Genomic DNA, 12,451 nt, shown 5'->3' with positions numbered 1-12,451 from the left:
AACTCCTGGTGTATTCGGGGGGTGGACCGCAGGCTTTGGGCGAGCGGTCCAGACAATCTTTAGAACGTGCGAACCTTGGGTGGCACGGAGTCCACGGTGAGCGGCTTGAGCTTGACAGGCTTGTAAGTCAAGCTGTTCGACTCGCTGTGCCACAGGGTGTGTTTCATCCAGTTGGCATCGTCACGGCCCAATGGGGCCACGGCGTCATCCACTGGGCGCTCGTAGTCGCTCACGGTGTGGGCACCACGGCACTCACGGCGGGCAGCTGCAGACACCATGGTGGCTTGCGCAGCTTCGATCAGGTTTTCCACTTCCAGTGCTTCGATGCGGGCGGTGTTGAACACTTTGGAGGTGTCCTTCAGGCCGATGGCATTGACGCGGTCACGGATGGCGGCGATCTTTTGCACGCCTTCGTCCATAGATGCCTGGGTGCGGAACACGCCAGCGTGTTGCTGCATGGCGGCACGCATGTCGTTGGCCACGTCTTGGGCGTATTCACCGCCACGGCCTTCGAGCTTGTTCAGGCGCTCGAGTGTGCGGTCCGTGGCATCGGCTGGCAGGGGCTTGTGTGACTTGGTTTTGGATGCGAAGTCAACGATATGGTTGCCAGCGGCGCGGCCGAACACCAGCAGGTCGAGCAGCGAGTTGGTGCCCAAGCGGTTGGCGCCGTGCACCGAGACGCAAGAGCATTCGCCAACCGCATACAGACCGTTCACCACGGCGTTGTGGTCGCTCGGGTTCTGGGTGACGACCTGGCCGTTGATGTTGGTCGGGATACCGCCCATTTGGTAGTGGATGGTGGGCACGACAGGGATCGGCTCGCGGGTGATGTCGACGTTGGCGAAGTTGACGCCGATTTCGTAAACAGACGGCAAGCGTTTGTGGATGGTGTCAGCGCCCAGGTGGTCGAGCTTGAGCAGTACATGGTCCTTGTTGGGACCGCAGCCACGGCCTTCCTTGATTTCCTGGTCCATGCAGCGGGACACGAAGTCACGTGGTGCCAGATCTTTCAGGGTAGGTGCATAGCGCTCCATGAAGCGCTCGCCATTGCTGTTGAGCAAGATCGCGCCTTCGCCACGGCAGCCTTCTGTCAACAACACGCCAGCACCGGCCACGCCGGTGGGGTGGAATTGCCAGAACTCCATGTCTTCCAGCGGGATGCCTGCGCGTGCAGCCATGCCCAAGCCGTCACCGGTGTTGATGAAGGCGTTGGTAGAAGCTGCATAAATGCGGCCTGCGCCGCCGGTGGCCATCAGCACGGTTTTGGCGTGCAAGACGTGCAGGTCGCCGGTTTCCATCTCAAGAGCGGTCACGCCCACCACGTCGCCTTCGGCGTCGCGGATCAGGTCAAGCGCCATCCACTCCACGAAGAAGCTGGTTTTGGCGGCCACGTTTTGCTGGTACAGGGTGTGCAGCATGGCGTGACCGGTGCGGTCGGCGGCCGCGCAAGCGCGTTGCACCGGCTTTTCGCCGTAGTTGGCGGTGTGACCACCAAATGGACGCTGGTAAATGGTGCCGTCAGGGTTGCGGTCAAACGGCATGCCCATGTGCTCGAGGTCATACACGACTTTGGGGGCTTCACGGCACATGAATTCGATCGCATCTTGGTCGCCGAGCCAGTCGGAGCCCTTGATGGTGTCGTAGAAGTGGTAATGCCAATTGTCGTCGGACATGTTGCCCAGCGAAGCACCAATGCCGCCTTGGGCTGCTACGGTGTGCGAACGGGTGGGGAACACTTTGGACAGAACGGCCACGTTCAGGCCGGCACGGGCCAGTTGCAGCGAGGCACGCATGCCTGAACCACCGGCGCCGACGATCACGACGTCAAACTTGCGGGTGGTGATTTGATCTTTGGTATAGCTCATGGTTATTTATCTTTGTGTGAGGTCAACGCAATCACAGGCGCCACAGGGCCTGAACAGCCCAGCCAGCACAGCCGACCAGCCAGACGAGGGTGAAAACGTGCAAGACCAGGCGCACGGCCACGGGTTTGACGTAGTCCATCCAGATGTCGCGCATGCCCACCCACACGTGGTAGAGCAGGGCCACGATGACCGCGAAGGTCAGGAATTTCATGAATTGACCGGCAAAAATGCCCGCCCATTCTTCGTAGCCCATGGGGCCGGAGGTGAAGATCACTTGGGCCAGCAAGATCACTGTGAAGAGGGCCATCAGGCCGCCTGTCACGCGCTGGGCCAGCCAGTCGCGAAAGCCATAACCAGCACCGGTGACGATGCGTTTGGAGCCGTAATTCACGGACATAGGTCAGTTTCCTTTGGAGTAATGGGGCTGATCAGTACAGGCCGAACATCTTGGCGCCGAGGACGGCGGTCAAGGCAATGCTCAGGGCCAGAGTGACGATGGCGGAAGATTTGCCGAATTCTTTGGTCACGGCATGGCACACGTCCATGTAGAGGTGGCGCAGGCCTGCAATGAAGTGGTGCAGGTAGGCCCAGATCAAGGCCAGGGCCACGAGCTTCATGAACCAGCCTGGCACAAAGCCGATGCCGATGTTGAAAGCTGCCGAGAACTTGGCGAAGGAAATTTCAGAAGTGATGGAGTTGTCGAACATCCAAATGATGAGGGGCATCAACAAAAACATCAGGAAACCACTGATGCGGTGCAAGATGGAGACGATGCCAGCGACCGGCAGGCGGTAGGTGGGCAGGTCTTTCAGGGCATTGATGTTGCGGAATTCAGGCCGCTTTCTGGCGAGTTCAGTCATGTTGGCACTTTCTGGGAGGTAACTCGGTTGTAATTTTGAATGACAAGCCGAAGGATTCTATTGCAACGCAGCAAACTGACATGATCATTGCAGGGTCTTTGTTTTAAAAAAGTTTGGCTGCGCTTTTTCAACTCAAGGCGTTGTGATAGTGGTGGCTGTCGGTGCGGTAAAAGCCGCGACGCAGCTCCATCGGGGTGTTGTTGTAGGTGTAGGCAATCCGCTCGACGCTCAGCAGCGGTGTGCTTGGAGGCACTTGCAGCAGTTGGCTTTGGCTTTCGTCTGGCAGCACGGCACGAATTTTTTCTTCGGCGCGCACCATGCGCACGCCAAACTCGGTCTCAAACAGGGCGTACATGGGGCCATGGTAAGCCGTCAGGCGCTCTGCGGTCAGCCCCTTGAAGGGGCCGCCGGGCAGCCAAAGATCTTCCAAAATCGTGGGAACACCAGCAAATGAAAGCACGCGCCTGACTTGTAAAACCGCGTCGCCTGCGCGCAGGGCCAAGGCGCGCGCAATTTCGGCGCTCGCGCGCAGGCGCTTGCAATCCACGATTTCACGTTGAGCGGGCCCTTCGGTGTTCAGGTCGCCCTGATCGGGGACGAGTTTGAGGAAGCGGTATTGGACGTGCTGTTCGGCGTGGGTGGCCACAAAGGTGCCCTTGCCTTGACGGCGGACCAGCAAGTTGTCACTGGCCAATTCGTCGATCGCTTTGCGCACAGTGCCTTGGCTGACCCGAAAGCGCGCGGCCAGCTCCATTTCGCTGGGGATCGATTCGCCGGGTTTCCATTCGCCCGATTGCAAGCTTTGCAGGATCAGCCCTTTGATTTGCTGGTACAGCGGGCTGAAGGCTGGCGTGAGTGCTGGCGCATCGGAGGAGGGCGTGTCGGCCAGGGTCGTGTGGTTGTTCATGAGGGTCCGTCCGGCACGTGGTCAGGATCGTGTCAGATGCGCAATCATATCTTATATAAGACATAAGACAAATTGACGAATGCGGGTTTTCGCGGGTACACTTGAAAGCTGTTTGCTTGCACTGAAGCTGCCCGTTGGGTGGTGTGCGTGCGGGTCCGGTGAGCCGGACAGGCCTGCTGAAGCCCTTCTTGGGGCAGGACTGCGACCTCTTGTTTTCAACCTTCTGGAGTTTCCACCATGAAAAAGCCCGTCCGCGTTGCCGTTACCGGTGCAGCAGGTCAAATCGGTTACGCATTGTTGTTCCGCATCGCCTCCGGCGAAATGCTGGGCAAAGACCAGCCCGTCATCCTGCAATTACTGGAAGTGCCTGTCGAAGGCCCACAAAAAGCCCTGCGCGGCGTGATGATGGAACTCGAAGATTGCGCGTTCCCCTTGTTGGTGGGCATGGAAGCCCATGGCGACCCGATGACCGCATTCAAGGACGTTGACTACGCCTTGTTGGTCGGTTCGCGCCCACGTGGCCCTGGCATGGAGCGCGCTGAATTGCTCGCCATCAACGGCGCCATCTTCACCGCACAAGGCAAGGCCCTGAACGCTGTGGCTTCGCGCGACGTGAAAGTGTTGGTCGTGGGCAACCCCGCCAACACCAACGCCTACATCGCCATGAAGGCCGCGCCTGATCTCAAGCCTGGCAACTTCACCGCCATGCTGCGTCTGGACCACAACCGCGCCGCGTCGCAAATCGCTGCCAAGACCGGCAAGGCCGTGGCCGACATCGAAAAACTGTGCGTCTGGGGCAACCACTCGCCCACCATGTACGCCGACTACCGTTTCGCCACCATCAAGGGCGAGTCGGTCAAGGCCATGATCAACGACCAGGAATGGAACGCCAACGTGTTCTTGCCCACGGTGGGCAAGCGCGGCGCGGCCATCATCGAAGCCCGTGGCCTGTCTTCGGCCGCTTCGGCAGCCAACGCAGCCATCGACCACATGCGTGACTGGGCCTTGGGCACCAACGGCAAGTGGGTCACCATGGGTATCCCATCGCAAGGCTGGTATGGCATTCCTAAAGACGTCATGTTCGGTTTCCCCGTCACCTGCGAAAACGGCGAATACAAAGTCGTTGAAGGTCTGGAAATCGACGCGTTCAGCCAAGGCTGCATCGACAAGACCCTGAAAGAGTTGACCGACGAGCAAGCAGGCGTCGCTCACTTGATCTGATTTTCGAGTCGAGAAACTCAGTGAGCCATCCTCGCGACGTTCTGTTGGGTGCGCAAGCCGGTAGCGTGTCGCTGCCGGTTTGTGACCATTACAGCGGTGTCGAAGCGAGGATGCGCAAAAGCCTGCAACTGCAGGCCGAGATGGCGCAAGAGTTCGGCACTTGCGTCTTTGATGTCACCCTGGACTGCGAAGATGGCGCGCCGGTGGGTGGCGAAGCCGAACACGCTGCATTGGTCACCGAATTGGCACTGACCACGACCGCAGCCCGACCCGACGCCCGCGTGGCTGTTCGCGTCCACCCCGTTGATCACCCCAGCTTTGAGGCCGATATGGCGCTCATCGCCGGCCAGGCTGGTTCATGCTTGTCGCACATCATGGTGCCCAAGGTGGAAACCGTGGCCGATGTCGAACGCGCCCAAGCCGCATTGCTGCAGGCGGGTGCGTCCGATTTGCCTTTGCATGTTCTGATCGAGTCGCCCGGTGCGGTGCACCGCGCTTTTGACATTGCTGCCCATCCGCGCGTGCAGTCGATCAGTTTTGGTTTGATGGATTTCGTCTCTGCCCATGGGGGCGCGATTCCCGCCGATGGCATGGGCATTGAAGGGCAATTCACCCATCCGCTGGTGCTGCGCGCCAAGATGGACATTGCCAGTGCTTGCCATGCTTATGGCAAAGTGCCCTCGCATTGCGTGGTCACCGAATTCAAGAACACCGATGCCATCCGCATGGCCGCCCACAAAGCTGCGCGCGAGCTGGGTTACACCCGCATGTGGAGCATCCACCCCGATCAGATCCGCCCGATTCTGGAGGCCATGGCGCCCAGCGAAGCACAGATCGATCAGGCCAGCGCCATCATCTTGGCGGCACACGCCGCGCAATGGGCACCCATCAGCCATGCCGGTCAGTTGCACGACCGGGCCAGTTACCGTTTCTTTTGGCAATTGCTTGAACGTGCGCACCAGACCGGACGCCGATTGCCAAAAGAGATACAGTTATTTTTTGCAGAGTCAGCCACAACGGCCCGGCTTTCAGCATGATGTCCATTTCTTTGAAAGGGATCGCGATGCAAACAAAAACGCTATTGACTGTGCTGGCTTGTGCGGTGTTGCCAGTTTTGGCTCATGCTCAGCCTCAGTCTGACAAAAAAAACGCCAAGGTTCAAGCCAAAACGGCACACTCGAAACCGGTGTTGAAGGCCAAGGCCCCAGCCCCATCAGGTCAGCAAGCCAAGGTGCCAGTCCGGGCTGCGCCGGTGCTTCCTGCAGCTTTGGCGGCCATGCCGATGGGTGATGCCCATTTGGGCAACAATGAAATGGCCATCGCTGAGCGGGTGCACCAAGGACACTTGGCTTGTGAGCTTGGTGCCAGCGTGCGTGTTGAAGCCGATGCAAGTCGACCCGGTTATTTCAATCTGCATGGCAAAGGATTTCGCTACCACATGCACCCCGTGAGCACCTCGACCGGCGCCATCCGCCTGGAGGATAAAAAAGCGGGCGCCGTGTGGCTGCAGTTGGCCAACAAGTCCATGTTGATGGACCAGAACAAAGGGCGCCGCATTGCCGACGAGTGCGCGCACCCCGAGCAAATGGCGTTTGCTCAGGACATGAAAAACAACCCCCCTCCCAAGCTGTTCGATACGACCGGCATGGGCCGATAGCCTCATAGATTTTGTTTGACCGGAGAAAAAAACCATGTTGAAAGCCTACCGTGAACACGCAGCCGAACGCGCTGCAATGGGCATCCCAGCCTTGCCGCTGGACGCCAAGCAAGTCGCTGATTTGATCGAACTGATCAAGAACCCGCCAGCTGGCGAAGATGCGTTCTTGATGGACCTGTTGACCCACCGCGTGCCCCCAGGCGTGGACGATGCGGCCAAGGTCAAGGCTTCGTTCCTGGCTGCCGTGGCGCATGGCGATGTCAAGGTCGGTTTGATCTCCAAGTCCAAAGCCACCGAGCTGCTGGGCACCATGGTGGGTGGCTACAACGTGCACCCCCTGATCGAGTTGCTGGACGACGCCGAAGTCGCTGGCGTGGCTGCTGAAGCCCTCAAGAAAACTTTGTTGATGTTCGACTTCTTCAACGACGTCGCTGAAAAAGCCAAGGCGGGCAATGCCAAAGCCAAGGATGTCATGCAAAGCTGGGCCGATGCCGAGTGGTTCACCACCCGTCCTGAAGTCGAGAAAAAAATCACCGTCACCGTCTTCAAGGTGCCCGGCGAGACCAACACCGACGACTTGTCACCAGCGCCCGACGCCTGGAGCCGTCCTGACATCCCATTGCATTACCTGGCGATGCTCAAAAACACCCGCGAAGGCGCAGCGTTCAAGCCCGAAGAAGACGGCAAGCGCGGCCCCATGCAGTTCATCGACGACCTGAAGAAAAAAGGCAACCTGGTGGCTTACGTCGGTGACGTGGTCGGTACCGGTTCCAGCCGCAAGTCGGCCACCAACAGCGTGATCTGGGCCACCGGCCAGGACATCCCGTTTGTGCCCAACAAGCGTTTCGGTGGCGTGACCTTGGGCGGCAAGATCGCCCCCATCTTCTTCAACACCCAAGAAGACTCCGGCTCTCTGCCAATCGAAGTCGATGTGTCCAAGCTCGAAATGGGTGACGTGATCGACATCCTGCCCTACGACGGCAAGATCGTGAAAGACGGCGCCACTGTGGCCGAATTCAAGCTCAAGAGCGATGTGCTGTTTGACGAAGTGCGCGCCGGTGGCCGTATCAACCTGATCATCGGTCGCAGTCTGACCGCCAAGGCCCGTGAATTCCTGGGTCTGCCAGCGTCCACCTTGTTCCGTTTGCCCACTGCGCCTGCCGCTACAAAAGCTGGCTTCACATTGGCCCAGAAGATGGTCGGTCGTGCCGTCGGTTTGCCAGAAGGCCAGGGCGTGCGCCCCGGCACTTACTGCGAACCCAAGATGACCACTGTGGGCTCGCAAGACACCACCGGCCCGATGACCCGCGACGAACTGAAAGACCTGGCCTGCCTGGGCTTCTCGGCCGACATGGTCATGCAGTCGTTCTGCCACACCGCCGCTTACCCCAAGCCTGTGGACGTCAAGACCCACCGCGAACTGCCCGCTTTCATCAGCAACCGCGGTGGCGTGGCCCTGCGTCCTGGCGACGGCGTGATCCACTCTTGGCTGAACCGTTTGTTGTTGCCTGACACCGTCGGTACGGGTGGCGACTCGCACACACGTTTCCCGATCGGCATCAGCTTCCCAGCCGGTTCTGGCTTGGTGGCCTTCGGTGCAGCCACTGGCGTGATGCCTTTGGACATGCCCGAGTCCATTCTGGTGCGCTTCAAAGGCGAAATGCAGCCTGGCGTGACCCTGCGCGACTTGGTGCACGCAATTCCTTTGTACGCGATCAAGCAAGGTTTGTTGACTGTGGCCAAGGCCGGCAAGATCAACGAATTCTCGGGCCGCATCCTGGAAATCGAAGGCCTGCCCAACCTGAAAGTTGAGCAAGCGTTTGAGTTGTCTGACGCGTCTGCCGAGCGTTCTGCCGCCGGTTGCACCATCAAGCTCAACAAAGAGCCTGTTGAGGAATACCTGAAGTCGAACGTGGTTCTGATGAAGAACATGATCGCTGACGGCTACGCCGACGCACGTACCTTGGCTCGCCGCATCGAGAAGGTTGAAGCCTGGTTGGCCGCGCCCAACCTGCTCGAAGCCGACAAAGACGCCGAGTACGCGCACGTCATCGAAATCGATTTGGCCGACATCAAAGAGCCCATCGTTTGCTGCCCGAACGACCCCGATGACGCGAAGTTCCTGTCGCAAGTGGCGGGCACCAAGATCGACGAAGCCTTCATCGGTTCTTGCATGACCAACATCGGCCACTTCCGCGCAGCGGCCAAGCTGCTCGGCGGCCAGCGCGACATCCCCGTCAAGTTGTGGGTGGCACCTCCAACCAAGATGGACGAGAGCGAGCTGATCAAAGAAGGCCACTACGCTGCGTTTGGCACAGCCGGTGCGCGTACTGAAATGCCCGGCTGTTCGCTGTGCATGGGTAACCAAGCGCAAGTGCGCGAAGGTGCCACCGTGGTGTCGACATCGACACGTAACTTCCCCAACCGTCTGGGCAAGAACACCAATGTGTTCCTGGCTTCTGCCGAGTTGGCGGCCATCACCTCCAAGATGGGCAAGTTCCCCACCGTGGCCGAATACCACGAAGCCATGGGTGTGGTGAACAAGGACGGCGTGGCCATCTACAAGTACCTGAACTTCAACCAGATTGAAGAGTACGTGGAAACGGCCAAGGGCGTGACTGCCTGATCAACCCCGTGTTGACAACAAGCCCTGCCATTGAAAGCTGGCAGGGCTTTTTTTGTATCTGCACGCAGGCGACAGCGCAGGCGTGACGACAGGCTTAGGCTCTTGCATCACCACTTTGCTTCAAGACGCGCCATGCAATACGCCAATCTGGGCAAGAGCCCACTCAAAGTCTCTCGCCTGTGCCTGGGCACCATGATGTTTGCCGATCAAACGCCGCTGGACGAGGCGCGCAGCATCGTCGACCATGCGCTGGACATGGGGTGCAACTTCATCGACACCGCCGACGTGTACAGCCTGGGCCAGTCCGAAGCGATGCTGGGCCAGTTGTTGCCGGGTCAACGGCAGCGCTGGGTGCTGGCCAGCAAGCTGGGCAATGCCATGTCCTCCTTGCCCAACGAAAGCCATTACTCGCGCAGCTGGGTCATGCGCGCCTGCGAGGGCAGTTTGAGCCGTCTGGGCACAGACCACCTCGACATTTATTACCTGCACCGCGACTACAACGGCATGAACCTGGAAGAGCCCTTGCGGGCCATCGAGGCTTTGTTGCGCGAGGGCAAGATCCGCTATTGGGGTGTCTCCAACTTCCGGGGCTGGCGCATTGCCGAGATGGTCAACATGGCCCGGCAAATGAACATGCCTGGCCCCGTGGTGTGCCAGCCGTATTACAACCTGCTCAACCGCATGCCGGAAGTGGAGATTTTGGAAGCCTGCGGGCATCACGGTTTGGGCGTGGTGCCCTACAGCCCCATTGCACGCGGAGTGCTGACGGGCAAATACGCGCCCGGCCAAGCGCCACAAGAAGGCAGCCGCGCAGCCCGGGCGGACAAGCGCATTTTGGAGACCGAGTTCCGTGAAGAGTCCCTGCAGATCGCGCAAACCCTGCGCCAGCACTGCGAGCGCAAGGGGGTGTCACTCGCTCACTTTGCCACCGCGTGGGTGCTGGCCAACCGCCATGTGAGCGCGGTCATTGCGGGCCCGCGCACGCTGGCGCAGTGGCAAGACTATGCGGCCGCACTGGATGTGGCGATCACCGCCGAAGATGAAGCTGTCGTCAACGCACTGGTGGCGCCCGGGCATCCTTCGACCCCCGGCTACAACGACCCGTCTTACCCCTTGAACGGTCGCTGAAGCCAAGAGCGGCTGGAAAAGACGACGTCGTCAAGGGATGCCCCATGTGGCTTGCTGCGATGGCCGCGCAAGCGGGTGTTTAACCCCGAGTCGTTGGTGGTTATTGCTGGTGGGTGTGCTGGAATTGGCGTGCTCGGTATGCTGAACCCTTTTCCCGAACTTGGAGACCAACACATGCTCAATCGTCGTTCATTCATGGGGGCCGGTTTCGCGGGGGCCTCGGCTTTGGCTTTTTCTTCCGTCTGGTCGCAATCCGCGCCCAATTTCGGTCCACCCACCTTGCCGACCATCGGCTTTCGGCGCATGAAGCTGGGCAGCATGGAAATCATTGCGCTCAACGATGGCTCGGTGCGCCGCCCCTTGGGCGAGGAGTTTGTGCCCAAGGTGCCGCTGGACAACGTCAAGGCTTTGCTGGCATCGCAGAACCTGCCCACCGATTACATCGATGTGCCCTACACCCCGTTCTTGCTGGTCAACGGCAACCAGCGTTATTTGTTTGACACCGGTTTTGCCGACAACGGCCCACCGACCACCGGCAAGCTGCTGGGCAACTTGGCGGCTGCAGGCTTCAAGCCTGAAGACATCAACAACGTGGTGCTCAGCCATTTCCACGGTGACCACATCAACGGCCTGCGCTACAAAAACGGCGCATTGGTCTACCCCAATGCCCGCGTGCACGTGCCCACGGTGGAGCATGCTTTTTGGACAGACGAAGCCCGCTTCGCCGCCGCGCCACCGGCCATGCAAGGCGCTTTTGCCGCAGTACGCCGCGCACTGGGCAATTTGTCGGGCGATCAACTGGTCAAGTTCGAGCCCGGTACCGATGTGGCGCCAGGACTCACCTCGATCGCTGCCTTCGGCCACACACCTGGCCATAGCCTGTTCAAGATGCAGTCCGAGGGCCAGTCCTTTGCTTACGTGGCCGACATCACCAACGTGCCGTCCTTGTTTGCACGTGCGCCCGATTGGGCCGTCTTGTTCGACATGAACCCCGAGATGGCGCGCCAGTCGCGTCGCCGCATCTTTGACATGCTGGTCAAGGAAAAGATGATGGCCGGGGGCTTTCACTTCCCGTTTCCGGCGTTTGGCACCATCGCGCCTTCGGGTGATGGCTACCAGTTCAATCCCGTGGTTTGAGCCTTTGCACTGCCGGAAAATCGGCACCTTAGGGTGCCGTTTTTCTTGAGCTCATCAATCGGGTTTCAGCTGAGCGCGTTGCACCACCGGCTTCCAGCGATTGATTTCATTGGCAATCAGTTTGCCAAACACTTCAGGCGTGCTGGGCGTGGGTTCGGCGCCTTCGCTGTGCAGCCTTTGCAAGATCTCGGTCGAGCGCAAGCTGGCGTTGATTTGTGCATTCAGTTTTTGCACCACCGCAGCAGGCGTGCCGGCAGGGGCCACGATGCCGTACCACTGATCGGCTTCAAAGCCCGCCAATTCCGGAATGCCACTCTCGGCCACAGTGGGCACGTCCGGCAACATGCCGATCCGCTTGGGGCTGGACACGGCCAGTGCCCGCAATCGCCCGCTCTTGATCATGGGCATCAAGGCTGGCGCCCCAGTGAAGATCAACTGCGTTTGGCCTGCGACCGTGTCTGCTACGGCGGGCGCCGCGCCCCGATAAGGCACATGCACCATGAAGGTCTGGCTGCGCAATTTGAAGGACTCCATCGCCACGTGTGCGGCGCTGCCATTGCCGCCCGAGCCGAAGTTGATCTGCCCCGGATGGGCCTTGGCATAAGCCACCAGCTCCTTCACCGATTTGACCGGCAGTGAAGGATGAACCACCAGCACGTTGGGCACACGCGCCACCCAGGCGATGGGTTCGAATGATTTGATCGGGTGATAAGGCAGTTGGGGATAAATCGATGGCGTGATGGCCAGCGTGCCAATGTGGCCCATGAGCAAGGTATAGCCGTCGGCGGGTGCTTTCGCCACTTTGTCTGCGCCAATTGAGCCGCCTGCGCCGGGAACGTTGTCGATCACGACCGGTTGGCCCCAAGCTTCGGTGAGCTTTTGGCCCATGGTGCGCGCCAAGATGTCGGTGCTGCCCCCGGGTGTGAAAGGCACCACCAGACGGATCGGTTTGATCGGGTAGGCTGGCGCCTGAGCCCAGCTGGCGACGGCCACCCACGCACTGGCACTCAAGAGCAAAGACAAGAAGGTGCGGATTTTCATGGGAAATCG

At 59.7% G+C, this 12,451-nt stretch carries 11 protein-coding genes; 6 read left to right on the top strand and 5 right to left on the bottom strand.

Annotation, left to right across the window (positions count from 1 at the left end):
- Positions 1–59: 59 nt before the first annotated feature.
- The 4 genes from sdhA to B9Z43_RS00490 all read right to left on the bottom strand — a co-directional run bounded on the left by sdhA (position 60) and on the right by B9Z43_RS00490 (position 3,632).
- Entirely contained in the window at positions 60–1,865 is a 1,806-nt protein-coding gene (sdhA, locus tag B9Z43_RS00505; protein ID WP_108322224.1) for a succinate dehydrogenase flavoprotein subunit, read from the bottom strand.
- A gap of 31 nt (positions 1,866–1,896) precedes the next feature.
- Positions 1,897–2,262: a succinate dehydrogenase, hydrophobic membrane anchor protein gene (gene sdhD, locus B9Z43_RS00500; RefSeq protein WP_108322223.1), complete on the bottom strand. Its 366-nt coding sequence runs from the start codon at positions 2,260–2,262 to the stop codon at positions 1,897–1,899.
- Between the two features lie 31 nt (positions 2,263–2,293).
- Positions 2,294–2,725, bottom strand: a complete 432-nt coding sequence (sdhC, locus tag B9Z43_RS00495; RefSeq protein WP_108322222.1) for a succinate dehydrogenase, cytochrome b556 subunit — start codon at positions 2,723–2,725, stop codon at positions 2,294–2,296.
- A 127-nt stretch (positions 2,726–2,852) separates the two neighbouring features.
- Positions 2,853–3,632, bottom strand: a complete 780-nt coding sequence (locus tag B9Z43_RS00490; RefSeq protein WP_108322221.1) for a GntR family transcriptional regulator — start codon at positions 3,630–3,632, stop codon at positions 2,853–2,855.
- A 237-nt stretch (positions 3,633–3,869) separates the two neighbouring features.
- On the opposite strand from B9Z43_RS00490, the gene B9Z43_RS00485 reads away from it, so the two are divergent.
- The 6 genes from B9Z43_RS00485 (at position 3,870) to B9Z43_RS00460 (ending at position 11,401) form a co-directional block, all read left to right on the top strand.
- Complete coding sequence (locus B9Z43_RS00485) at positions 3,870–4,853, top strand: malate dehydrogenase (protein ID WP_108322220.1); 984 nt, start codon at positions 3,870–3,872, stop codon at positions 4,851–4,853.
- Between the two features lie 110 nt (positions 4,854–4,963).
- Positions 4,964–5,890: a CoA ester lyase gene (locus tag B9Z43_RS00480; RefSeq protein ID WP_233249980.1), complete on the top strand. Its 927-nt coding sequence runs from the start codon at positions 4,964–4,966 to the stop codon at positions 5,888–5,890.
- A 149-nt stretch (positions 5,891–6,039) separates the two neighbouring features.
- On the top strand, positions 6,040–6,510 hold the full coding sequence (locus B9Z43_RS00475; protein WP_369910054.1) for a hypothetical protein: 471 nt from the start codon (positions 6,040–6,042) through the stop codon (positions 6,508–6,510).
- Positions 6,511–6,544: 34 nt separating this feature from the next.
- A complete protein-coding gene (gene acnB / locus B9Z43_RS00470) occupies positions 6,545–9,136 on the top strand; it encodes a bifunctional aconitate hydratase 2/2-methylisocitrate dehydratase (protein ID WP_108322218.1) in 2,592 nt (863 codons plus the stop codon).
- Positions 9,137–9,268: 132 nt separating this feature from the next.
- On the top strand, positions 9,269–10,264 hold the full coding sequence (locus B9Z43_RS00465; protein WP_108322217.1) for an aldo/keto reductase: 996 nt from the start codon (positions 9,269–9,271) through the stop codon (positions 10,262–10,264).
- A gap of 174 nt (positions 10,265–10,438) precedes the next feature.
- Complete coding sequence (locus tag B9Z43_RS00460) at positions 10,439–11,401, top strand: MBL fold metallo-hydrolase (protein WP_108323003.1); 963 nt, start codon at positions 10,439–10,441, stop codon at positions 11,399–11,401.
- Between the two features lie 54 nt (positions 11,402–11,455).
- Here the strand turns inward: B9Z43_RS00460 and B9Z43_RS00455 are convergent, their stop codons facing one another.
- A complete protein-coding gene (locus tag B9Z43_RS00455; protein ID WP_108322216.1) occupies positions 11,456–12,442 on the bottom strand; it encodes a tripartite tricarboxylate transporter substrate binding protein in 987 nt (328 codons plus the stop codon).
- Between the last annotated feature and the right edge of the window lie 9 nt (positions 12,443–12,451).

The organism is Limnohabitans sp. MMS-10A-192 (assembly GCF_003063335.1).
Taxonomy (GTDB): Bacteria; Pseudomonadota; Gammaproteobacteria; order Burkholderiales; family Burkholderiaceae_C; genus Limnohabitans_A.
This window is presented reverse-complemented; position numbering and strand designations above follow the sequence as displayed.